The 23,563-nt window shown below is 49.7% G+C and carries 16 protein-coding genes and 2 pseudogenes; 10 read left to right on the top strand and 8 right to left on the bottom strand.

From position 1 onward, the window contains the following. Nucleotides 1-364: 364 nt before the first annotated feature. The 6 genes and pseudogenes from P3L47_RS16285 to P3L47_RS16260 form a co-directional block, all read right to left on the bottom strand. A pseudogene (locus P3L47_RS16285) lies at nucleotides 365-6,178 on the bottom strand (N-6 DNA methylase). Next, nucleotides 6,168-6,620 (bottom strand): DUF1896 domain-containing protein, encoded by a 453-nt coding sequence (locus P3L47_RS16280; protein WP_095231474.1) that lies wholly within the window; start codon nucleotides 6,618-6,620, stop codon nucleotides 6,168-6,170. Before P3L47_RS16280 ends, P3L47_RS16285 begins: the two are co-directional and overlap by 11 nt. Nucleotides 6,621-6,784: 164 nt before the next feature. Beyond that, nucleotides 6,785-8,875 carry a type IA DNA topoisomerase gene (locus P3L47_RS16275; protein WP_004371701.1) on the bottom strand — a complete coding sequence of 697 codons (2,091 nt, stop codon included), beginning with the start codon at nucleotides 8,873-8,875 and terminating at the stop codon, nucleotides 6,785-6,787. Nucleotides 8,876-8,935: 60 nt separating this feature from the next. Beyond that, nucleotides 8,936-10,495, bottom strand: a complete 1,560-nt coding sequence (locus tag P3L47_RS16270; RefSeq protein ID WP_250833513.1) for a DUF3945 domain-containing protein — start codon at nucleotides 10,493-10,495, stop codon at nucleotides 8,936-8,938. Nucleotides 10,496-10,515: 20 nt separating this feature from the next. Beyond that, complete coding sequence (locus P3L47_RS16265; protein WP_004291454.1) at nucleotides 10,516-10,866, bottom strand: helix-turn-helix domain-containing protein; 351 nt, start codon at nucleotides 10,864-10,866, stop codon at nucleotides 10,516-10,518. Between the two features lie 3 nt (nucleotides 10,867-10,869). Beyond that, nucleotides 10,870-11,226: a helix-turn-helix domain-containing protein gene (locus P3L47_RS16260; RefSeq protein ID WP_025072716.1), complete on the bottom strand. Its 357-nt coding sequence runs from the start codon at nucleotides 11,224-11,226 to the stop codon at nucleotides 10,870-10,872. A 202-nt stretch (nucleotides 11,227-11,428) separates the two neighbouring features. Between P3L47_RS16260 and P3L47_RS16255 the strand changes: the two genes are divergently transcribed. The 3 genes from P3L47_RS16255 to P3L47_RS16245 are packed head-to-tail and all read left to right on the top strand — an operon-like array spanning nucleotide 11,429 to nucleotide 13,133. Then, entirely contained in the window at nucleotides 11,429-11,728 is a 300-nt protein-coding gene (locus P3L47_RS16255; RefSeq protein WP_095231473.1) for a helix-turn-helix domain-containing protein, read from the top strand. Between the two features lie 30 nt (nucleotides 11,729-11,758). Continuing rightward, nucleotides 11,759-12,064: a helix-turn-helix domain-containing protein gene (locus P3L47_RS16250; protein WP_032538125.1), complete on the top strand. Its 306-nt coding sequence runs from the start codon at nucleotides 11,759-11,761 to the stop codon at nucleotides 12,062-12,064. Between the two features lie 55 nt (nucleotides 12,065-12,119). Beyond that, nucleotides 12,120-13,133, top strand: a complete 1,014-nt coding sequence (locus P3L47_RS16245) for a DUF2971 domain-containing protein (RefSeq protein WP_005809274.1) — start codon at nucleotides 12,120-12,122, stop codon at nucleotides 13,131-13,133. A 107-nt stretch (nucleotides 13,134-13,240) separates the two neighbouring features. Here the strand turns inward: P3L47_RS16245 and P3L47_RS16240 are convergent, their stop codons facing one another. Beyond that, nucleotides 13,241-13,603 carry a hypothetical protein gene (locus P3L47_RS16240; RefSeq protein WP_005809276.1) on the bottom strand — a complete coding sequence of 121 codons (363 nt, stop codon included), beginning with the start codon at nucleotides 13,601-13,603 and terminating at the stop codon, nucleotides 13,241-13,243. 12 nt (nucleotides 13,604-13,615) lie between these two features. After that, nucleotides 13,616-14,851, bottom strand: a complete 1,236-nt coding sequence (locus P3L47_RS16235) for a site-specific integrase (protein WP_032542969.1) — start codon at nucleotides 14,849-14,851, stop codon at nucleotides 13,616-13,618. Nucleotides 14,852-15,207: 356 nt separating this feature from the next. Between P3L47_RS16235 and P3L47_RS16230 the strand changes: the two genes are divergently transcribed. The 7 genes and pseudogenes from P3L47_RS16230 (at nucleotide 15,208) to P3L47_RS16200 (ending at nucleotide 23,559) form a co-directional block, all read left to right on the top strand. Then, nucleotides 15,208-16,440: a Cof-type HAD-IIB family hydrolase gene (locus P3L47_RS16230; RefSeq protein WP_122359866.1), complete on the top strand. Its 1,233-nt coding sequence runs from the start codon at nucleotides 15,208-15,210 to the stop codon at nucleotides 16,438-16,440. Next, nucleotides 16,437-17,531, top strand: coding sequence for an isochorismate synthase (locus P3L47_RS16225; protein WP_199715336.1), 1,095 nt, complete (start codon nucleotides 16,437-16,439; stop codon nucleotides 17,529-17,531). Before P3L47_RS16230 ends, P3L47_RS16225 begins: the two co-directional genes overlap by 4 nt. Nucleotides 17,532-17,573: 42 nt before the next feature. Next, nucleotides 17,574-19,241 carry a 2-succinyl-5-enolpyruvyl-6-hydroxy-3-cyclohexene-1-carboxylic-acid synthase gene (gene menD / locus P3L47_RS16220; RefSeq protein ID WP_122359865.1) on the top strand — a complete coding sequence of 556 codons (1,668 nt, stop codon included), beginning with the start codon at nucleotides 17,574-17,576 and terminating at the stop codon, nucleotides 19,239-19,241. Nucleotide 19,242: 1 nt separating this feature from the next. Continuing rightward, complete coding sequence (gene menB, locus P3L47_RS16215) at nucleotides 19,243-20,067, top strand: 1,4-dihydroxy-2-naphthoyl-CoA synthase (protein ID WP_122359864.1); 825 nt, start codon at nucleotides 19,243-19,245, stop codon at nucleotides 20,065-20,067. A gap of 86 nt (nucleotides 20,068-20,153) precedes the next feature. After that, nucleotides 20,154-21,167: pseudogene (locus tag P3L47_RS16210) on the top strand (o-succinylbenzoate synthase); the annotation flags it as partial. Between the two features lie 42 nt (nucleotides 21,168-21,209). Next, complete coding sequence (locus P3L47_RS16205) at nucleotides 21,210-22,274, top strand: AMP-binding protein (RefSeq protein WP_233576995.1); 1,065 nt, start codon at nucleotides 21,210-21,212, stop codon at nucleotides 22,272-22,274. A 58-nt stretch (nucleotides 22,275-22,332) separates the two neighbouring features. Next, nucleotides 22,333-23,559 (top strand): AAA family ATPase, encoded by a 1,227-nt coding sequence (locus P3L47_RS16200; protein WP_122359862.1) that lies wholly within the window; start codon nucleotides 22,333-22,335, stop codon nucleotides 23,557-23,559. Nucleotides 23,560-23,563: the final 4 nt, after the last annotated feature.

The raw sequence follows: 23,563 nt of genomic DNA, 5'->3' as shown, positions 1-23,563 counted from the left end.
TCTCGGTATAACGTTTATTTTGGCCAATATCTTCTTTAGTTTGGCATTTGAGTATTTCCCATTCGTGTTCTATTTAGCTCCTTATTATGAGTATGTAGCAAGTTGCTTATCAAATTCAGCCTCTTTGAGGGTCAAATATGGTTTTGCAAATGGTGACTGACAAGACATAAACAAGGTCAGCAGGATTTTTTACATAAATGGACATGAATGTATATAACCTAAAATAAGAATAAATTTTAATAAGGGCTGCCCAAAAAGAAAAAAAATGCAGTTGCCATCCTACAGATACTTGCAGAAAGGATAAAATTTACTTTTAGACCTTTTGGGATAGCCCTTATTAATACTTCAGATAAAATTCCTTAGGTTATATTTTCAATCCTTTGGACCGGGTTTCCTCCTTGGCATACAGTCCCGGACGCCCGATTATGACATGGTTGGCAACGATACTATCCGCCGGACTGCGTATCTGCGGCGGTGCATTTTCGGGATATTGCGCCTGCCTGTTCCTCACATCTTCCGCTTCCGGCTTGAGCTGTTGCCCTTCATTCTCCTTTTCTGCGACTTCGGGCGTGGGTGGCGCAAGCTCCAGCTGAATTTTTCGGTCAAGGGCGGCAAGTTCGGACTTCAACTGCTTCAGCTCGTCCTCCTTCTTCCACACCTTACCCGCTATCTCCTGTAACTGCGGTATCTCCATCTCCAGCACCTCGTTCTTCGCCTTGTACTGGTCGATGATGGAGGGTATCCTCTCCATCGCGTTGAGGAAGTTGCGGGCGGCGGCCAACGGGTCAGCCATCGCCAGATGCCCGTTGTTGTAGGTGTACTTGTAGTTCCCCTCGACCACGAAGCGGTTGTCGGTGAACTCCAATCCCTCTTTGAGTATCCTTTCGCTCACCACCTTTATCGGAAAACCGTAAAGTTCACCGACCTGCGTGTACAACCCTCCGGTCGTGGCATTCTTGGCTATCTCCTGCAAACGCTTTCCGATGACCTTCTCATCGGCGGAATCCACTCCGTCCACCTTTATTATATTAAGGCGGTTGCCCTCCTTGTCGGTCTGCACCACCGACAGGAAGCGGTTCCAGTCCTCCGTCATGGCATCTATGAAAGCCGTGTTGTTGCGCAACTCGCCGGTCTTTGACTCCAGCTTGAACTCCGAATCACGCTTGCCCTTGTTGAACGACTTGCGTTCCCCTTCGAGCGATGCGATCCGCTTTTCCAGTTTCGCCTTGTCCAACAGGTCGGTATTGCCGGAGAGCAACGCCATGTATTCCGAGAAATTCATGCCCGATTTTTCGTCCATTGCCCCCTCGTCGATGGTACGCGCACCCATCGCACCGCTTTTGAGCTGGCTTATGAAAGTCTGCTTGCAGTGCAGGAGGTTGAACTTGTAGCTGTCCAGTGACTTCTCCACCGCGTAGATGATTACATCCACGTTGTTCCCGGCGAAATGTTTGGCAATCTCATTACCTGCCCTAACTCCGCGTCCGTCACGCTGTTGCAAGTCGGACGGTCGCCACGGCGTATCGAGATGATGAATTGCCACACACCGTTTCTGTGCGTTCACACCCGTTCCGAGCATGGAGGTGGAGCCGAACAGCACACGCACCGTCCCGGCGTTCATGGCATCTATCACCGCCTTCCGAGCCTTGTCGGTCTTGCACTCCTGAATGAAGCGCACCTCGCTTGGCGGTATGCCGTAGTCCTCCGTCAGTTTGCGCTTGATTTCCGAATAGACGTTCCACCCATCGCCCGGCTGGTAAGTCCCCAAGTCAGAGAAAACGAACTGCGTGCCTTTCTGCGCGTCGTATTTTTGATAATACTCCGCGATTATTTTGGCACAGTGGCTCGCCTTGTTGTCGGGGTGGTCTTCGTAATGCGGGTCTATCATGCGCATGTCGAGTGCCATCTTCCGGGCATAGTCCGTGGCGATAAGCATCTTCGCCTTTTCCTCCGTTTCCGAAAGCGGCAGTCTGCCCAACAGGGTGGCGTCGCCCGTCTTGGCGAATTGCATCAGCTTCTGTATGAAGTCCTCCTGCTCCGGCGTGGGCGGTATGTGGTGCAGTATCTCGTTTTTGTTGGGACGGTCCACGCCCACATCCTCCGCCGTGCGGTAGTCCGTGATTTCATTATAGAAGGCGGCAAGCTCCGGCACTTTGATGAAGTAGCGGAAACGCTCCTTCTGCACCACGTTGTTCGTCACGTTGAACTCAAAATCCGTTGTCTTCTTGGCAAATATCGCCGACCACGCATCAAAACATCGAATGTCCTGCCGTTCCAGCTCCTTCGGGCGCAGGTACTTGAACAGCAGGTACAGCTCAGTCAGCGAGTTGCTGATAGTCGTGCCGGAGAGGAAGGTCGCCCCCAAGTCCTTGCCCGTGCGCTCCTGTATGGTGCGGATAGCAAAGAGCATGTTCAGTGCCTTCTGGCTTCCCTCGCTGTTCCCCAATCCCGCCACACGGTCGTGGCGCGTGTTGAAAGTCAGATTCTTGAACTGGTGCGATTCATCAATGAAAATGTGGTCGATGCCCATCTGCTTGAAGTCCACCACGTCGTCCGTGCGTGACTTTATGGCGTGTTCCACCTTCTCCAATTTCGCTTCAAGGTTATGCTTGCGCTTCTCCAGACCTTTCAGCATCGCCCGCGATACGTTCTTTCCCTGCTGGCGCAGCACTTCGAGGTTTTCCTCCACCGTGTCAAGCTCCGCTTGCAGGATGCGCTGCTGCAACTCCGGCGACTGCGGTATCTTGCCGAACTGGTCGTGCGACATAATGACACAATCGTAGTCGTTGTTCTTGATGTTGTTGAAGAAACGCACGCGGTTGGCGGTCGAAAAGTCTTTCTCCGAAGCGTACAGAATCCTCGCGTTGGGATATGCCGCTTGATAGGTGGCGGCAATCTCCGCAACATTGGCTTTCAGCCCGATAATCATCGGCTTGTGCGCCAAGTTCAGACGCTTCATTTCATGCGCGGCGATGCACATTATCAGCGTCTTGCCGGTTCCAACCTCGTGGTCACAAATTCCGCCGCCGTTCTGTTTCAGCATCCAGACGCAATCCATCTGCGAGGGATAGACGCTCCTGATGCCCCGGCTTGCCAGCCCTTTCAGATTGAGGTCGGGAAAAGTCTGATGCGAGCCGTCATACTTCGGGCGCACGAAACAGTTGAACTTGCGGTTATACATCGTCGTCAGCCGCTCCTTGAACTGTGGCGACTGCTCTTCGAGCCATTCGGAGAAGCCGTTTCGTATCTCGTCAATCTTGGCGTTGGCGAGTTGTATTCCCTCGCTGTCGCGCATCTTGATGTCGTTGCCATGCTCGTCCTTGCCGATGGACTTCATCATGTCAGGGCAGGTGTTGTGCAGGGCGTGTTTTAGGAGGTGCATACCGTCATAGTTCCGGTAATACCCCTTCACCAGAAACTCGTCCGTGATTTTCATGGTGCGGTAGCCGCACACCACCGAAAACTCGTCCATGCTTGCGGAATAGGCGATTTTCACCTCCGTGTCGAACAGCCGGCTCATGTAGGCGGCATAGACACCCGTCGGAATCCAGCGTTCCCCGAAATTGAAGTCCAGATCCTCGAAGGCGATGCGCTGCGGCTCGGCATCTTTCAGAGCCTCCAACGCCTGCTTCACCTCCGGCATACGCTCATTTTCGGGATTGTCACCCATCCATGCCTCTATGCGTTCCGCTTTCTCTATGACATTTCCGGCGATGAAACGGTCTTTGATTTCGTAACCGGTCACGAGCGGATTGTAGTAGATGCGCCCTTGCAGGGCAGTGAGCAAATCCTCCGCCGTGCTGTCGGTTATCTCCCGCATATAGTCGAGATTGACCGTACCATATTTGTTGAGCGACGCAGACAGGGCTTCTTCGGGAGAGCCTACGTTGGCATGGCTCTCCACCGCGAAGGAAACAGGATGCTCGAAGATGTCCGCCTTGACGAACTTTCCGTTTTCCATCCGTTCCAGCGAAAGGATGTCGCGCCCGCCCGCATCCATCATCACTAACTTCACGTTCTGCTTGGCGTTGAGGTTGCCGTAGCGCATGACAAACTCATCGTAACAGGTATTCAGATGCTCTCGCCACGGAACATTTGCCTCGCGCCGGAGCGATTCATAACGGTACAGACGCTCGTAGGCGTCACGCAGCGACACATACAACAACGCCTTTTCCTTCGGTATCCTTTCAGGTCGAGCGGCTGGAATGTCGCCCCGTATGGCGTGATGTCTTTCAGGTAGCCGATGTTATGACGCCCCCGGTCAGCCACCAGCGACCCTTCGCGCAGGTGCATCTCCGGCGTGCGGTGGTAGGCACGCGGAGAAAGGTCCACGACTTCCTCCTTCGGCTTTTCCGCTTCGATGTCGGGGAAAAGGAAAGTCCCCACCGCTTCCGATGGGGTATCTGTAACGGCAGGTGCGGCGACTGCCTCCGGCTGTGTTTCCTCCTGTCGTGGCTGCTCACGGGAAGTTTCCGGCACGGCTTTCACTTCCGTCTTTTCCGCCACTTGTTTCTCGTTATGCTGCCTTGCCAGTTCCCGAAGTTCTTTCCTACGCTCCGGCGTCAAACCCATCATCATTTCATAGAAACCGTTGATGGGAGGATTGGTATCCCAGTCCAGTGTGGCATAGATGTCGTCCGGGTCGGCAGGCTTGGCGGTGTTCTCCGCTTTCACCTCCTTATTCTCCATTGCGGGTTTTGCAGTTGGAGCTGTCGGTGTAACCGTGACTTTCGGTTTGGGCGGAGTGGACTTTGCCGTAACTGCCTTTTCACCGTCTTTTTTCTTTTGGAGGTTTTCGGTTGGCTGACCTCTTCCGTCATCCCCGAGAGGTCAAGCAGGGTGAGCTGCACGCCTGCGGAATATTGCGGGCGCGGTTCTATCTCCGGCTTTTCATCTGCGGGTTGCGGCTTTTCTGTCGGAGTTTCCACCGTCTGCGCCGAGGATACTGTTTCCAATTTTATGGCAGGACGCTCTACTTTATTTTGAACGGCAACTTTTTCTTCCGTTCCTGCCTGCCGGATTGAACCCGAATACAAGCGCATGGCAAGCCTGTAATGGAAATCCTCGTCGAGCATACGGCGCAAATCCCCGGCGATGCCTGCTGCCTTGCCCTCGTGCAGATAAACCATAGCGGGCTTCCCGTAGGGGTCTGTGTCAAGTTTCGCCATCGTATGCACGATGCGTTCCGGGTGGTGGATGAAATAGGCGTTGTCGGTCAGGGCGGTTTTCGTGTCCGTCTGTATCACGGTCATCAGCCGCTCGTCCTGCGACATTTCCTTCTTGCTGAGGTTCTTTTGCAGGACAATCAGGTCACTGCCCACCTCCGTGCCCGCGTTGTCCGTGAACAGGTTGTTGGGCAGGCGTATCGCGGATACCAGATTGGCCTGACTGAACAGCTCGTTACGCACGGAGGTCTTGGTGCTATTCAATACCCCTTGCGAGGTGATGAACGCCACGATACCGCCGTCACGCACGGCATCCAGTCCTTTGAGAAAGAAATAGTTGTGGATGGTTTTCTGGGCGGAGCGTCTGCCGAAAGAGTCGCTCCGCTGAAACTCCGCGCCGAACACGGCAATGTCACCGAACGGAATGTTGGACACCGCCAAGTCGAAATAATTGTTGAACGGTCTTTCGATTTTCTCAAAACCGCAGGTGCGCATTTTCCGTCGGGATAGAGATGCCTCAAGATTGTACCCGTGAGCAGATCCTTCTCGAAAGCCATCACATCCGCATTGGGGCTGTGCCGCAGCATGGAATCCACGAACACGCCGACACCTGCCGACGGTTCGAGCATACGGGCGGGGCGGACGCTGTAATCTGCCAGCACGTCCGCGATGGTGTCGGTTATCTCTTTGGGGGTGTAGAAAGCGGTCAGCACGGACGCTTTCAGCGAATCCACAAACCGCTTGTACTCTGTTTCGTCCTTGCTGTTCTCACGGATAAGCCTGTGCAGCTCCACCGTCGGGGCGAACAGTTCGAGGTCGGATTTCGCCCACCGGACGGCATCCGTCAGTTCCTTTGCAGGGTTGAGGATACATTTCAGACCGCCGAAACCGCAGTACCTTTGAAGTATGGCACGCTCTTCGGTTGTCGCTGTCCTATTTTCCCTGTCAAGGATGAATGCCGTCCGTATCGCCTCGATGTTGTCCCGCAGTTTCTGTTTGCGGTTAAACGCCATATTCGTCTAAGTAAAGGACGGTTGCTCCCGTCAGCTCCGTGTAGAGCAGGTCGTAATCGGAAGACAGGGCGAAGTTGTCGTCCGAAAGGTCATAGACGGAGAACACGTTGCCGACAAGCGGCAGGAGTTTATGGATAAAGGCTTCTTGTTTCTCTTCCGGCACTTCGTTGGCAAACTCGTTCTCCACGACTTCGTGGAGCATGGCGTACCGGGAATAGTGCAACCCGCGCAGCAGTGTTTCCATCGCCAGTTCCTGCGCACCGTCGGTGGGATAGCCTTCAATCCGCGCCTTTTCATACGTTTCGGCGGCACGATCGGCGCGTTCCCGTATGAAAGCGGTGTCGGTAGCCTGTTCAAACTTGTTCGTGCGGAGGTAGTCCATCAGGTACAGACCGTAATAGGAAAAGTCGGACTGCCCTTCGTTGTTCTTCTTGTTGTTCATTACTTTGGAGTTTAGTGGATTGATATTTAACGGGATAATCGGTTGGAAAAAAGGAAGAAAAAGGCACTCGGTATCCCTCCGAGTGCCGCCACTAAATCCAAAGTATGAGTGTAATCCGGTATCGAAGAACAATTCATTACTCTGAACAAGTGGCAAAGTTAATACTATTTCTTCCGTCCTGAAAATTTCTTGCCCTTTTTAGCCTCCGGGAACACGAACGTCGTGTTATATTCCCCGTCAAAGGCGACGACGGCATCGAAGCTCTTGCCCTGTTTGCTCTTGAAGCCTTTGAGCAGCTGGGTATGCCCTTCGGTGAGCAGGTCTTTGATTTCATCGTCGGACAGGGTGCGTCCCGCTTTCAGCCGGAACACGGGAAGCCCGCACTCCGTGTTGTCGCAGCGTACCACCTTGCCGTAGAACCGCATCCTGCCCGTGCCGCACTTGGGACACGCGCAACCGGAATCGCGGCTGCCGAAGAGTTTGTCGCATGAGAGCAGTTCGGAGGTAATCTCCCGCGTGTACGCCTCTATCTTTTTGCGGAAGGTATCGGCGGACAGCTCCCCACGCTCGATGCGTGCCAGTTCCTTCTCCCATTCGCCTGTCATGGCGACATCGGCGATGCGCATCGTCTTCACCACGGAATTGAGTGCAAGCCCCTTTTCGGTGGGGACAAGCAATTTCTTGCAGCGTTCCATGTAACCGCGCTTGAAGAGCGTTTCGATGATGGAGGCGCGTGTGGCGGGAGTACCGATGCCGCAGTCCTTCATCGCCTGCCGCAGTGCGTCATCCTCGATTTCCTTGCCCGCCGTTTCCATTGCGGACAGCAGGGTGGCTTCGGTATGTAGCGGCTTGGGCTTAGTCTTCCCTTCTGTGATGGAAGAGGCTTTCAGTGTCAGCGTGTCGCCTTCCTGCCAGCCGGGAATGGTGGTTTCCTCCTTGTTTTCCTCGCCATAGACAGCACGCCATCCGGCTTGCCTGATGACGCTGCCTTTCACGGTAAACTCCACTCCGGCACATTCCGCCATGACAGCGGTCACGTCCTTGACGCATTTTTCAGAGAATGCCTCGACCATGCGCCCGGCAATCATCTGATAGATGGTATTGTCCTCTTTGGAGAGGAAGAGCGGTTTCTCACCCGTGACGAGTAGGGCATGGTGGTCTGTCACCTTGCCGCCGTCTACGCTGCGGCGTGTCGGGATGGCTTTTGCCCGCACCTTGTCTTTCCATTCGTGCTGTGTGCCGATGAAAGCGAGCAGTTTGGGAATTTCGGCAAACACGTCTTCGGGGATGTAGCGGCTACCCGTTCTCGGATAGGTTATCAGCTTCTTCTCGTAGAGCTTCTGCGCGATTTCAAGCGTCTGCTCCGCCGTGAAGCCGTGCTTGGCGTTGGCTTCTTTCTGAAGCGTGGTCAGGTCGTACAGCAACGGGGTATCCTCCGTTTTCTCCTTGCGCTCGGCTTTCGTTACCGTTGCGAAGCCTGCCGCCTTTACCTTATTATATAGCTCCGTTGCCGGTTCTTTCGACTTCCATTTTTCAGAGGATGAGAATTTCACGACCTTGCCGTCGCAACCGTCCGTTGCGATATGGAGTTGCCAGAAGGCTTCGGGCGTGAAGCGGCGGTTCTCCCAGTAGCGTTCACATACCATAGCCAACGTTGGTGTCTGCACCCGCCCCACGGAGTATGTGCCGTGTCCGGCGGCGATGGAGAGAGCCTGCGTGCCGTTGATGCCCACGAGCCAGTCGGATTCGCTTCGCGCTTTGGCGGCGAGGTATAGGTTGTCATACTTGCCGCCGTCTTCGAGGTTGCGCAATCCCTCGCGGATAGCCTTGTCGGTGAGCGAGCTTATCCACAGGCGCACGAAAGGAGTGGTACTGCCCGTGTAGTGGTAGAGGTAGCGGAAGATAAGTTCACCCTCGCGTCCGGCATCGGTTGCCACGATGATTTGGTCGCTGGTGCCGAACAGCCTTTTGATTGTTTTTATCTGCGACACCACGCCGCTATCGGGCTTGTAGCCTTTCTCCGTCCTGACCTGACGGGGGACGAGCGTGAAGGTGTCGGGGATAATCGGGAGGTTGTCACGGACGAAACCGCGCACGCCGTAGCCATCGGGCATGGCGAGCTGGACAAGGTGTCCGAATGCCCATGTCACGGCATAGCCGCCTCCCTCGAAATATCCTTCCTCTCTCTTTGTCGCGCCCACGATGCGGGCGATTTCACGTGCCACGGAGGGCTTTTCTGCAATGATTGTCTTCATGTCTTCTTCTTTTTTGTTGATACTTTGGATTTTATTTTGGATTCAGTGGCGGACATCGGTCTATACTTTCATGCCCTTGCCCGTTTTCTTCTGCGGCTTGTCCTGCTGCTGTTGCTGGCGGGCGTCCTTCGGAGTGGTCTGACCTTTCTGCAAAGGCTCTTTCAGGTTCTTTGTCGCCTCGTTGGTCTTGCCCTCGTTGTTCACCGCCACCTGCGTGCGGCTCTCGTTGGACGGGGCGACCTGCTGCCCGATGTCGGGATTTGTTTCGTAGCGGTACGGGCGACCCTTCTCCGGGTTGAACTTGATATACATCGTGGCATGGAAGCCCTGCTTGTCGGTCACGTTCTCCAGTTTCACGGCTTTGCCCGCCACATAGTCGGCTTTCTGCTTGTCGGTGAAGTTCACGTCGCTCCATTTGCTGATGGGGCGGATGCTGCCGTCCTCGTTCGTCCACGTGTTGCGGCGTTGCTCCTTCTTGGTCTGTGTGGCATTTTCCCCGCCTTGCGCCTGACTTTTCGACGTGTCGCCTTTGGTTTCCTGCGTCTGTACGGTACGGGGCGACCTTCCGGTTCCCGGCACGAACTCCACGCCGCGCTGCTCCACGTTCACTTGCAGAGTGGTGACGAACTTCCTGCCGTCGTTGCGCTCGATGAGCTTGTCGCGCACGGGCAGTCCGGCGCGGAGCATATCCTGCTCCTGCTTGGTGATTTCCGTCTTGCCGATGCGCTCCGGGATGCGTACCTTGCTCGCCGGAATGTCCGTGATCTCATTCGTCTTGCGGTCGATGCTGATGTAGGAGGGGATAATCTCGCCCGTTTCCTTCTCCACGATGTCCACGACCCTGCCGAGGTTGCCCGTCTCGCGCAGGTTCTTCCGGTCGTCGTCGGAGAATTTGTGTTCCTTGTATTCATCCAGTTTCTGCTCCTTGCGGATGAAGTGCGGCACGAGGCTGATGTTTCCCTCGCCGTCCTTCTTGAAGGAAAGGCGGGCGTCCAGCTCGAATGCTTCGCCGCCGAAGGTGGGCTTGACCTTCACCAAGTCGGACTTGCCGTAGTGGAGCATCTTCGTAAGGTCGCCGGACTTTTCAAGGTCGTCACGCTTCACGCCCCATCTGTCCTCCAGCTCCTGCCAGTTGATTTTGCTCTCGTCGATGGGCTGGTAGCCCCGTTTGCCCTGCGTCTGTTCGGGATCTTCCTGTTGTTCTTTTTGTTGCTCCATGTTTTCCTGTTTTTGAGGTTCTTGTTTTTCGGTTGCCAGTTCTTCCTGCACCTTTTTCTCGTAGTCGGAGGTGTCCACCTTGTGAGGGGCAAGCAGCTCCTTGTTCGCTTCGGGGTCTTTCAGCAGTTGCTTCATCACCTCCAAGAGATTTTCGGCTTGGTCTGCCGCGATGCGGTAAAAACCGAAGCGGCTGGGTTCCTTGCACTGCCGGAAGAAGTTCTTGAAGAAGTTGTCCAGCACGTCGCCGTGTCGGTCGAATTGCAGGAAACTCTGCGCGTTTTCCGCTTTCGCGGGGGTGCGCTTGGGTGTGCCGTCCGCGTTCAGCCCGGCAACCACGCTGATCTCGCCCGTCTTCTCGTCACGGACCACCAGCACGTCCTTTTCGTCTTTTTTCTTTGCCATCTGAAAAATGTTTTAATGGGTTATTTATGAAAGAAATTATGGATACGAGCCTTGTAGAAGGCTATATCTTCCTTTTTGAAGTCCTTGATATGGTTGGAAAGGAATGTCAGCACGTCCTCCTCGCTGTAATAGGTTTTCTTGCCCAGTGTCTTGTAGGGCAATGCGCCGACACTGCGGTAGCGTTGCAGGGTGCGCTTGCTTATCTGAAGCAGCATGCACAAGTCCTGATTGTCGAAAAGGCGGATGCTTTCCGTGATAGTAGGCTGTTTCCCCTCAGCCTTCATCGCCAGCAGCAGTTCGTCCTGACGGTCGAGCCGTTCCATCAACTTCTGCATCCAGCCTTCGAAGTTGTTTCGTGTGAGCAGTTCCATGACCTATGTCCTCCTTCCTTTGGGGTTGCCGCCCGTGCGCAACGTGTGGTTGCGTTTCAGTTCCTGCGGTGTCGCCGCGTCCTCGTTGACGGTACTCTCATCAAGCAGGCGGTCGATTTCCGACTGCCGGTAGCGGCATTTGCCGCGAAGCACGACATAGCCGATGCGTTGCTCGCTGCGCATACGCTGGAGGGTGCGGGTACTCACGTTAAGCAGGTGCGCCGCCTCGCGTGTGGTGAGCAACCTGTCGGGCGATGCCGCTCTCTTGTCACCGGAGACGGCACGGACGTGTGCCGCAATCTCCGCTATCTGTTCCGTCAATGACCGGAAGACGGAACTTTCCATTGTTATCACTTTCATATTCAGTCCTTTCTTTTTGTATCTGCGGCAAAATTCGGCAATAAACAAAAGGGGCTTTAACAACTCACTACGTGACTCACGTAAGATTTTTACGGAAGATGGCTCCGTAACCCGGTCAAACGGCGCAACAGGCAGCCTTTCAGTGGAAAACGGCACGTGTCCGGGAGTGTATCGTTACCTTTGCGGGCAAACCGATAATTGCATGAATATGGAAATAGTATCAATTGAGAAAAAGACTTTCGAGATGATGGTGGCGACATTCGGCGCACTCTCGGAGAAGGTCGCCGCACTGAGGCGCAAAAGCGACACGGGGCGCATGGAAAGATGGCTCACGGGCGAGGAGGTCTGCGGGCAGTTGAGAATAAGCCCGCGCACGTTGCAGACGTTGCGCGACAAGCGGCTTATCGGCTACTCGCAGATAAACCGCAGGTTCTATTACAAGCCGGAAGAAGTTAGGAGGCTGATTCCGCTTATCGGTACGCTCTATCCCGGCGGCAGGTAATCTTATTATTCACCCACTGAATCCAAAGTTATGATGAACGAGAACAACGATGTTTTTACACTGGAGGACGAGCCGCTTGCCACCGTGGTGCAGAATATGCGCAAAGGCTCTAAATGGCTCTCTGCATTTTTGGAAAACTACCGTCCACCGCTGGACGGGGAACGTTACCTGACGGACAGGGAGGTGGCGGAGTTGCTCCGTGTGAGCCGCCGTACCTTGCAGGAATACCGTAACAACAGAGTGTTGCCCTTTATCCTTTTAGGCGGGAAGGTGCTTTACCCCGAATCGGGATTGCGTGAACTGCTGGAGGCGAATTACCGCAAACCGATGGAGTAATGTCCTGACATTCCGGAATAAAATGCGTACCTTTGTGGTTAAAACGAATACCATTATGCTTCGGAGTGAATTTGCAAAATTGTTAGAATCCACAATAATTCCTGAAGGAATTGAGCAAGAGGACATAAAATCCCGAATCTATCCTATAAGTGCAGCATTGATGTCAATGTTGCCACAAAAACTGTATAGATATAGGAGTTGTTCAACATTAAACCTTGATGCTTTTGACAAGGATCTGGTTTATGCTGTTACTGCTGATAAGTTTAATGACCCCTATGACACTCTTGTTTATTATAGTTTGGATAATATTCAAGAGCAAATGAGAGCTTGTTGTACAGAAGAATTTCTTGAACAATTCAAACAGATACTTGAAACTAAAGATTTCGAATTTCCTCCAAGTGTAATCCAATTTTTCGGAAGAAACAATTTGACAGGTTTAAAAAAACAGGTAATATCGTGTAACGGCATAAATCCATTGACATTAGCTCTTTTTAGTGTTGTAATGGAAAACATATTGAAAGAAATCCTATTAAAAATGGGGGATACATTAAAGGTCGTATCTACAATAGCATGTTTAAGTGAAAGCATAGATTCTGTTATAATGTGGAGTCACTATGCCCAAAATCATGAAGGGTTTGCATTGGAATATGATTTAAGGTTCTTATTAGAACAAGGAGAAATGAATTGTTGTATCTTGCCTGTTATATATGATAATAACCGCTTTGATGCAAATAGTTTTATTCAATGGTATATAGCAAAGAGCTTGGGGCTGGATGTTAAAAATATAGATTCACTATCGCATTTGAAAATGGCTATTCACAAATCCACACAGTGGGAATATGAAAATGAATGGCGTATTATTCATTCAGAGAAACAACCTGCCGCACATTCTCGTGCAACAAGCCTGAAAATTGTTCCTAAAGCAATCTATTATGGAGAGAGAATTTCAAACATCCACAAGAAAACTTTGCATTATATAGCACAAGAAAAAGGAATTGCGGAATATGATATGTACATTGATTGTGGCTCGTTAAAGTATGAGATGTTATATAAGCCATCTCAATTTTGATACCTCATATTCTTTAGCACATAATTTGTATATTCAAAATTGACTATTTTAAAGTTAAAACGGACAGCTTGATGGTTGTCCGTTTTTAATTGATTTTCATCGTCTTTTCAGCAGTAACCGCCTTTTCCGCTATGTACGAATAACATGTAGGCGGTATGCTTGTCTTTTGCAAGTGCCTTGTCCATCAGCCAGCGGCGGAAAAGATGGGCATGGTATGTGCTCAGCCGAAAGGTGACGGGGATGATTATCTCAAGCGAGTAAACATCCGCATACAGACCGTTTTCAAGTTGGATGTAGCGGCATGCCTCGTAGTCGTTCAGCACGTCCGTTTTGAGGATGGCTTTGATGGCGGCGTTCACTGCCGGGACACCCGTGTGGAACAGTCTGGCGATTTCTCCGGCGGTCATCCATACATCGTTACCGGTTACGCTGACCGCCTTGTCCTCAATGATGATTATGTCACGTTTCATGGCTTCTCTGTTTTAGATGGTACGACCTGCAAATTCTTCGATTTGGTTCAATCTCGCGGCAAGGTTCTCCATGTCTTGATTGAGCTTCTCTTTGGTTATTTTCGCGTATATCTGCGTTGTCTTTATGCTTTTGTGTCCCAGCATGGAACTGACCGTTTCGATGGGTACGCCGTTGGAGAGGAACACCGTCGTGGCGGCCGTGTGGCGGCTTTGATGCCATGTAATATGCTTGGTGATACCGCAACGCTTGGCGACGGCACGGATTCCGGCAAGGCACGTGTTATAGTGGGGTACGGGGAATATCCTGCCGTCCCCACACAGCCCACGGTATTTGTCGATGATGCGCTTCGCTATGTCGAGCATACGGATGTTGGACACCACACCCGTCTTCTGGCGGTTGATGTTTATCCACTCGTGTTCGTCAAAGTAGGTGCGGATATTCTCTTCCGTCAGGTTGCGCATATCGGCGAACGACAAGCCCGTGAAGGCGCAGAACAGGTATAAATCACGATACAGTTCTTGCTTCGCATTCTTCAGCTTACCTTCCATCAGCAGGCGGATTTCATCTTTCGTCAGAAAGCTGCGGGTCGTTTCCTCCTTCTTGATTTCATACTCGCGGAACGGGTCGCGCGTGAGCCACTCATTGTTGATGGCGATGAACACCATCGTCCGAAGCGGGCAGACATACAGCCACACGGTGTTGGTGCAGCAGTGTTTGTCCGTGCGCAGGAACATTTCAAAATCGGAAATGAAAGCGGGGGTAAGCTCTTTCAGGGCGATGTCCTTCACGTGGTAGCGGATGGTGAGGAACTCTTGCAGGTGCTTGTAAACGATCTTGTATTTGTCAAACGTGCCTTTGGCTTTCATGCCTGCCTCCACCTGCTTGGCATAGTCCTCGTTGTGTTGCCGGAACACCTGCAATAGCGTGTGGTAGCGGTGTTCCAGTCCAAGAAAGGCGTTTTTCACCTTTTCCGCAGTGACGAAGTTGTCACGCTCCATGATTTCCTGATAGTGCTTGTTGATGCGTACGCGCATCTTGTCGAGCATACGGTTCGTTTCGAGTGCAGCCGTGCTTCTGCCCGTGACACGTCCTCCTTTGGTGTCCCACAGCTTAGGATCGACGGTCAGTTTGCAGCTGAACTGTGTTTGGCTGCCGTCCACCGTGATACGTCCCATGACGGGTACTGTCCCGTCCTTTTTCACTACCTGACGTTTGAGGTAGTAGATAACTGAAAATGTACTCTTCATCGTCCTTAATTTTTTTAGGTTCAAAATTAGTCGGTGAAGAATCCTTCGTCGGTACGCAAAACACGGAGGAACGACGCAATCTTTTTCCGTAACTGGATTTGTCGCGTGAGTTGTTAGTAACTCACTATATCACAACGCCTTGTTTTGCCATTCGTGCCAATTTCGTCACCTATATGGTGTGGTTACGAACAAGTAACGTTGCGACGTCTTGACTTGGCTTCGGCAAGGATTGTGGTGGCGTTGGAGATAATCGGCTGCTTAAATGAAACCTCTGTAAATCAATTCTATTACTTCATTCTTCTGTATTCCACTTTTTTGTAGTATCTTTGTCATCTAAACAAAAAAAACAGCAAGCCATGAAGTACAAATTATTAGTTTTAGACGTAGACGGGACATTGCTCAATAGTAATAAAGAGATAACTGCCCGTACCCAGGCTGCTTTACTGAAAGTACAGCAGATGGGAATACATATTGTATTGGCATCCGGCAGACCGACCAACGGAGTCATGCCGCTGGCTAAGGCTCTGGAACTGGATCACTACGGTGGTTTCATTCTTTCATATAACGGTGGACAGATCATCAATGTACAAACAGGTGAATTGCTTTTTGAAAAACGTATCAATCCGGAAATGCTGCCCTATCTGGACAAGAAAGCAAAGAAAAACGATTTTGCCATTTTCACTTACCATAAAGATTATATCCTGACCGACAAACCCGACAACAAGCATGTGAAGGAAGAAGCAGCCCTGAACAATATGCGTGTGATCGGTGTCGATAATTTCCCGGAGGCTGTCGACTTCAGTCCCTGCAAATGTGTCCTCGCCAGTGACAACGAAGAGGAATTGGTTGGTTTGGAAAATCATTGGAAGAAACGGTTGGATGGCGTACTGGACGTATTCCGGTCGGAAGATTATTACCTGGAAGTGGTTCCCCAGTTCATCAACAAAGGAAACACCTTGGGCGTATTGATGGAAAAGCTGAAAATAACGACCGAACAGGTTGTTGCCATCGGCGACGGTATTGCCGACGTTCCGATGTTGCAGCTTGCAGGCACCAGTGTTGCGATGGGTAACGCCCGCGATTCAGTGAAGAGCTGTACGGATTTTACCACCTTGGCTAACGACATGGACGGTGTGGCAGTAGCTGTGGAGACTGCGATCCTGGCAGCCATCAAACCGACAGAGGTTCCTTTGGACCAGCTGAATATGCGTGCCAAACATGCATTGATGGGTAACCTGGGTATTCAATATACCTATGCCTCCGAGGATCGTGTGGAAGCAACGATGCCAGTCGACGAACGTACACGCCAGCCTTTCGGTATCTTGCATGGTGGTGCCACGTTGGCTCTGGCTGAAACCGTTGCCGGATTGGGTTCCATGATCCTGGCAAAACCGGACGAGATCGTTGTCGGCATGCAGGTCAGCGGCAACCACATGTCGTCGGCCCATGAAGGAGATACCGTTCGTGCCGTAGGGACTATTATCCACAAAGGCCGTTCTTCACATGTATGGAACGTGGATGTGTTTACCTCTACCGACAAACTGGTATCTTCCATACGTGTAGTGAATAGTATATTAAAAAAGAAATGATTTCAGAGGAAACAAATAAGTACCAAATTATTGATACACTGATCAGGCAGGGGCGGAGTTTTGCAATTTATCGGATTCCGGGAGAAGATTCTCCCAAGTTCGTCATGCAAGCTTCCGGTTCTGCCTGCCTTTTATATGATATCGAAGACCTGAACGAACAGCAGGGTTTCGTCATAGCTCCCTTTCGGGTAAGCCGGGACTGTCCGATCGTACTGATCCGGCGCGATTATTCCGAGTTACCGGAGAGCTGTCCGAATGACTCCATTCGAATGGATTTAGAGTTTCATCCGAATGAAACTGAAATTTCATCCGAAAGAAAGACAAAAGACAACTATACCGATTGTTTCGGTTCCTTTATCAAACCTTTGCAGGAAAAAACGCTCGATAAACTAGTCCTTTCACGCAGTCTGACACTCGACAGGAAAGCCGGCTTCTCTCCTGCCAAAGCGTTTTACAAAGCTTGCGAACAGTACATCCGCTCGTATGTCTATCTCTGTCATACTCCTCAAACAGGAACATGGTTGGGAGGAACACCCGAAATTATTCTCTCCGGAGAGCAAGGCGAATGGCATACAGTTGCCCTTGCCGGAACACAGCCTTTGCAAAACGGAGAGATGCCGACCTATTGGGATGAAAAAAACATACGTGAACAACAGTTGGTGTCTACTTACATTCACGACCAGCTGACTTCGCTGGGTATCGACTCAACCATGGAAGGTCCTTATTCGGCACGTGCCGGCGCATTATGCCATCTGAAAAGTGATTTCAGATTCAAGCTCGACAGTAATAGCAAATTAGGCAGTCTGCTCAGTCTGTTACACCCTACTCCTGCAGTTTGCGGACTTCCTAAAGAAGATGCTTACCGCTTTATCCTGGAGCACGAAGGATACGACCGGCGTTACTATTCCGGTTTCATCGGCTGGCTGAATCCGGAAGGCAGAACCAATTTATATGTCAACCTTCGTTGCATGAATATCAAAGAAGATACATTCACGCTTTATGCCGGAGGGGGATTATTGTCTTCTTCCATGCTTAACGATGAATGGCAGGAGACCGAAGACAAATTGCAAACCATGCGGGCATTGTTGTAGAATTATGTACTTTTGTGAGTAAACAGAATAGATTAATAAGATATGTATACCGATAAGAAAAATATTCTTCAGTTGGTGGCTCTGCTCAAAGAGCATAATATAAATAAAATCGTATTATGTCCGGGTAGCCGTAACTCTCCGATAGTACACACATTGGCAAACCATCCGTTCTTCACCTGCTATCCTGTAACAGACGAACGAAGTGCGGGATTCTTTGCGATGGGGCTCGCATTGCATGGCGGAAAACCTGCTGCCGTCTGTTGCACTTCCGGTACAGCCCTGTTGAATATCCATCCGGCAGTAGCGGAAGCTTACTATCAGCATGTTCCCCTTGTCGTGATATCGGCAGACCGTCCGGGTGCATGGATCGGACAAATGGATGGGCAGACATTACCGCAACCGGGTGTGTTCGGCTCACTGGTCAAGAAGTCCGTCAACCTGCCGGAAATACATACTGACGAAGATGAATGGTATTGCAACCGGCTTGTCAACGAGGCATTACTGGAACTGAATCATCATGGTAAAGGCCCGGTACATATTAATATACCCATCTCAGAACCACTGTTCCGGTTTACGACTGCCGAACTGCCGGAAGTACGTGTCATTACCCGTTATCAGGGATTGAACGTATACGACCGGGAATACAATACGCTGATCGAACGCCTGAACAAATACAACAAACGAATGATCATTGTCGGTCAGATGAGTCTGATCTATCTTTTTGAAAAGAAGATATCCAAACTGCTCTACAAACATTTTACCTGGCTGACTGAACATACCAGCAATAAAACAATTCCCGGCATTCCGGTTAAGAATTTCGATGCAGCACTCTATGCTTTGCCTGAAGAGACACTGGATAAGATGGTTCCCGAGCTGGTTATTACCTATGGAGGTCATATCGTTTCCAAGCGTTTGAAGAAATTCCTTCGGGAAAATCCTCCAAAAGAACACTGGCATGTATCTGCGGATGGCGAAGTAGCCGACTTGTATGGTTCCATGACAACCGTGATAGAGATGGACCCGTTCGAATTTTTGGAAAAAATCGCTTATCTCCTGGAAAATAAACCGACTGAGTTTCCCCGGGTTTGGGAAAACAATACGAAAGAGCTTCCGCAACCGGAATTTGCTTACTCAGAAATGGCAGCGATCGGTGAGTTGATCAAATCATTGCCTACCCCGTCCGCTTTACATTTGGGTAACAGTTCGACGGTGCGTTACGCACAGTTATACAATTTGCCCGAAGAGGTGGAAGTCTGCTGTAACCGGGGAACAAGCGGCATAGAAGGTTCCTTGTCTACCGCTATCGGTTATGCGGTTGCATCCGACAAGCTGAACTTTGTCGTAATCGGCGACCTGAGTTTCTTTTATGACATGAATGCGCTTTGGAACAGTAACTTCGGTTGCAATCTGCGTATCCTGCTGCTGAACAATGGCGGAGGTGAGATATTCCAGGCTCTTCCCGGACTGTCTATGTCTGACAAGACCCACCGTTTTGTCACAGCAACGCATAAGACATCGGCACAAGGCTGGGCAACCGAACGGGGATTCCTTTACCAGGGCGTACGGAATATGGAAGAGCTGGAAGAAGCGATGAAAGTCTTTACCGACCCTAATCCGGTGAATCAGCCGATCCTGATGGAGGTTTTCACCGATAAAGACGAAGATGTTCGCCTGCTGAAAGAGTATTATCATCAACTAAAGCAAAAATAATATGTCAACAAAAAGAGAATGGACAACTATAAAAGAATACGAAGATATTCTTTTCGACTTCTATAAAGGCATTGCCCGCATCACCATCAACCGCGAACGCTATCGTAATGCCTTCACTCCCACTACAACAACCGAAATGAGCGACGCGCTTTATATCTGCCGCGAACGCCAAGATATAAATGTAATCGTCCTGACAGGAGCCGGCGATACCGCATTCTGTGCCGGAGGGGATATGAATGTAAAAGGTCATGGCGGTTATATCGGTAAAGACGGTGTGGCACGTCTGAATGTTCTCGATGTACAAAAACAAATCCGTTCAATGCCGAAGCCGGTTATTGCTGCGGTGAATGGTTTTGCCATCGGTGGCGGTCATGTATTGCATGTGGTGTGCGACTTGACAATTGCATCCGAGAATGCTATCTTCGGACAGACGGGTCCCCGTGTAGGCAGTTTCGATGCAGGCTTCGGCTCTTCTTACCTGGCACGCATTGTCGGACAGAAGAAAGCCCGCGAAATCTGGTTCCTCTGCCGTAAGTATAACGCCCAGGAAGCACTCGATATGGGCCTCGTCAATAAAGTTGTTCCTTTGGATAAACTGGAAGACGAATACGTCGAATGGTCTGAAACCATGATGATGCACAGCCCGCTCGCCCTCCGTATGATCAAAGCAGGCCTGAACGCCGAACTGGACGGACAAGCCGGTATCCAGGAACTGGCGGGCGATGCCACCATGCTCTACTACATGACCGAAGAAGCCCAGGAAGGCGGCAAGGCATTCCTGGAAAAGCGCCGTCCCCGGTTTGAGGATTATCCAAAGTTCCCGTAATCAGTTGACAGTTGGCAAGTGACAGTTGACAGTTAAATAACCGGAAACTGCACCTGTCAACTGTCAACTATCAACTGTCAACTACTATGTCTTATCATATACAAATTATACCGAAAGTACTACATTTCAAACAACCAGCCGGAACATCGAGAGGAACTTACACCACGCGCAAAAGCTGGTATCTGTACCTTACCTCTGATGAGGCTCCCGGGCGAGTCGGTATAGGGGAATGTGCTCCACTGCCAAAATTAAGTTGCGACGACCTGCCGGACTATGAACTAATATTGACAGACATCTGCCGACAAACGGAACAGACCGGAATGCCCGATACGGAGGCGCTCCGTCCCTATCCATCTATCCTTTTCGGACTGGAGACAGCTTTCCGTCATTTCCGGACAGGCAACTTTTCTCTTTGGGATACTCCTTTTTCACGTGGCGAAACAGGTATCCCCATCAACGGCCTGATTTGGATGGGCGACTATAAAAAGATGCTGGAGCAGATAGAGATGAAGATGCAGACCGGCTTCCGTTGCATCAAACTGAAAATCGGAGCTATCAACTTTGAGGAAGAATTAGCTTTACTGAAACACATCCGTGCCCATTTCTCTGCCAAAGAGATAGAATTACGGGTAGATGCGAACGGTGCATTCTCACCGACCGATGCACTGGAGAAATTGCAGCGACTGTCTGAACTCGACCTGCATTCCATCGAACAACCCATCCGTGCCGGACAATGGGAAGAGATGGCACGCCTTGCTGCACAGACACCGCTTCCTATCGCATTGGATGAGGAACTGATCGGCTGCAACACCGTACAGGGGAAAAAAGAACTTTTATCAGCTATCCGACCGCAATATATTATACTGAAACCCTCTCTGCACGGCGGTATAAGCGGAGGTCAGGAATGGATTGAAGAAGCAGAAAAACAACATATCGGTTGGTGGATCACTTCAGCGCTGGAATCCAATATCGGACTGAATGCAATAGCACAATGGTGTGCCACATTCGACAATCCACTGCCGCAAGGACTAGGAACAGGGGCTTTGTTTACAGATAATGTAGAGATGCCTTTATCCATTCGGAAAGATTGTTTATGGTACAACGATAAGTTCCTAACAGACCGTAGTAAACAGAAGTTACATTTGGAAAACGAAATTATTTGCCATGCGGATAATATACAGCAATTACGGTCCGGGCTTCCGGACAACGCACCACAAATACAGCGCGACCTCTATGACTTCCTATCAGACTGGTTTAGCGAATCTCCATACATAACCGTACATACATCCGGCTCCACCGGTACACCTAAAGAGTTTACCGTCCGCAAAGAGCAAATGATGCAAAGTGCCATCCTCACCTGCTCTTTTCTCCAGCTAAAGAAAGGCGATACCGCCTTGTTGTGTATGCCTTTACAATATATAGCCGGAAAGATGGTCGTCGTACGTGCACTTGTTGCCGGATTGAATCTCATTCTGCGCACACCGTCCGGCCATCCGCTGGCAGATGTCGATGTTCCGCTCCGCTTCACAGCCATGATCCCGTTGCAGGTATTCAACACGCTCCAAGTTCCGGAAGAAAGAGAACGCCTTTGCCGGACAGAAATAGTAATCGTCGGAGGCGGAGCTATCAATAAAGAGCTGGAAGACGAAATACGCCAACTACCGAATAAGATCTATTCCACCTACGGAATGACAGAAACCTTGTCGCACATCGCCCTCCGCAAACTAAACGGTCTGGATGCTTCATCGGCATATACACCTTTTTCATCTGTAAAACTATGTTTATCGCCCGAAAAAACACTGGTTATCCAAGCACCGCTGGTTTGTGATGACACCTTGGCAACAAACGACCTGGCAGAGATACATCCGGACGGAACTTTTACCATCCTGGGAAGAAAAGACAACACCATCAACACCGGAGGAATAAAAGTACAAATAGAATCGATAGAAGAAACTCTTCGTTCAATAATTTCCGTTACCTTTGCAATAACGGCTATTCCACATCCGGGATTAGGAGAAGCAATTGTGCTATTGGTAGAAAAAACAACAGACGCGGACAGCCTTCCTGACAGGATCGTCCCCCTTCTGCCCAAATACCAACAGCCTAAATACATCAGGCAGGTAGATGCCATCCCACTTACCGGAAGTGGTAAAACAGACCGGAAAGCCTGTCGGATACTGGCAATGAAATCTATTGACAATAGATAGAGTTTCGATGAAATAAAATAATAACTTTGTAATCTGAACACATAAAATTACACGTATCATGGATTATTTCCTGACAAACATCAAAGTCAATAAAGTCTTTCATTTAGAAAACTTCAATATCCCTATTGATGAGAAAGAAAAAAAACATCTTATTATTACCGGGAAAAATGGTAGTGGAAAAACGATTCTATTAAATGCTATATTAGATTATTTAGAAGCTCTGAATTCTAACGATATTTTACATATTGACGCGTGGAAAAAAGAAAAAATAAGCCTTGAGCATCAAATATCAGATACAATCAATAAACCAGAAAATCGAAATACTTCGATGCTCAAATCTGCTTTAAACACAACTAACAGAGTTCTTGATAAGTATACAAAAGCAGAACTGACATTCAATAACATTTATAATATAAAATCAGCTTATGATAATCACGAGTTAGTTATAACATTCTACGAAGCTGAACGTATAAGTGAAATGATAGAGCCACTAAGTCCAGTTAAACCAGATTTACGCCCAATAAATAACATTAAAGAAAAAAAGGTAAGTGAATTCCTCAAATTTCTTGTTGATTACAAAATCCAGGAAGCTTTAGCCCGCAACGAACAACAAATAGAAGATGCAGATAAGATAAATCAATGGTTTATTGAGTTCGAGAAACTATTACAAAGTATATTTGAAGATAAATCATTAAAGCTTATATTCAATTATAAAGATTACAGTTTTAAAATTCAAACAGTAGGGAAAGAGTTTAAATTCACGGAACTATCTGCCGGTTATTCTGCTGTTATCGATATAGTAACTGATTTAATCCTAAAAATGCAAACGCCTGACATATTAACACGTACATATGAAAAGCAGGGCATTGTATTAATTGATGAGATAGAAACACACCTTCATTTAGGGTTACAACGGATTATATTGCCATTACTGACACATATATTCCCTAATATTCAATTTATCGTAACCACTCATTCTCCATTTATTCTAAACTCTTTACCTAATGCCGTTGCATTCGATCTGGAGCGAAAGGAATCAATCGGTGATCTGACAGATTATTCATATGAAGCATTGGCAGAAGGATATTTTGGTGTCCGCTCAGACTCCAGTTACCTGCAAATCAAACTGGATACTCTGAAATCATTAGTGCAAAAGACAGAACTTACTATTTCTGATAAAATAGAACTGGAAGAACTGGTAAACGAATTTGAACAAATCTCAGATGTAGTTGCACCCGCCATCAAAAGCGAGTACTATGATATAAAACGTAATTTATCTAAATAGCAAT

The sequence above is a fragment of the Parabacteroides chongii genome, from assembly GCF_029581355.1.
In the GTDB taxonomy this organism is placed as follows: Bacteria; Bacteroidota; Bacteroidia; order Bacteroidales; family Tannerellaceae; genus Parabacteroides; species Parabacteroides chongii.
Note: the sequence above shows the minus strand (reverse complement) of the source record. Positions and strands in the feature narration are given on the sequence as shown.

Excerpts from the sequence above, each read along its gene's own strand:
- P3L47_RS16260 (WP_025072716.1), bottom strand. The coding sequence starts at position 11,226 with ATGAAAGTGATAACAATGGAAAGTTCCGTCTTCCGGTCATTGACGGAA.
- P3L47_RS16200 (WP_122359862.1), top strand. The coding sequence starts at position 22,333 with ATGGATTATTTCCTGACAAACATCAAAGTCAATAAAGTCTTTCATTTA.
- menD (WP_122359865.1), top strand. The coding sequence starts at position 17,574 with ATGTATACCGATAAGAAAAATATTCTTCAGTTGGTGGCTCTGCTCAAA.
- P3L47_RS16275 (WP_004371701.1), bottom strand. The coding sequence starts at position 8,875 with ATGAAGACAATCATTGCAGAAAAGCCCTCCGTGGCACGTGAAATCGCC.
- P3L47_RS16280 (WP_095231474.1), bottom strand. The coding sequence starts at position 6,620 with ATGAACAACAAGAAGAACAACGAAGGGCAGTCCGACTTTTCCTATTAC.
- P3L47_RS16265 (WP_004291454.1), bottom strand. The coding sequence starts at position 10,866 with ATGGAACTGCTCACACGAAACAACTTCGAAGGCTGGATGCAGAAGTTG.
- P3L47_RS16225 (WP_199715336.1), top strand. The coding sequence starts at position 16,437 with ATGATTTCAGAGGAAACAAATAAGTACCAAATTATTGATACACTGATC.
- P3L47_RS16235 (WP_032542969.1), bottom strand. The coding sequence starts at position 14,851 with ATGAAGAGTACATTTTCAGTTATCTACTACCTCAAACGTCAGGTAGTG.
- P3L47_RS16245 (WP_005809274.1), top strand. The coding sequence starts at position 12,120 with ATGCTTCGGAGTGAATTTGCAAAATTGTTAGAATCCACAATAATTCCT.
- P3L47_RS16270 (WP_250833513.1), bottom strand. The coding sequence starts at position 10,495 with ATGGCAAAGAAAAAAGACGAAAAGGACGTGCTGGTGGTCCGTGACGAG.
- P3L47_RS16255 (WP_095231473.1), top strand. The coding sequence starts at position 11,429 with ATGAATATGGAAATAGTATCAATTGAGAAAAAGACTTTCGAGATGATG.
- P3L47_RS16230 (WP_122359866.1), top strand. The coding sequence starts at position 15,208 with ATGAAGTACAAATTATTAGTTTTAGACGTAGACGGGACATTGCTCAAT.
- menB (WP_122359864.1), top strand. The coding sequence starts at position 19,243 with ATGTCAACAAAAAGAGAATGGACAACTATAAAAGAATACGAAGATATT.
- P3L47_RS16240 (WP_005809276.1), bottom strand. The coding sequence starts at position 13,603 with ATGAAACGTGACATAATCATCATTGAGGACAAGGCGGTCAGCGTAACC.
- P3L47_RS16250 (WP_032538125.1), top strand. The coding sequence starts at position 11,759 with ATGATGAACGAGAACAACGATGTTTTTACACTGGAGGACGAGCCGCTT.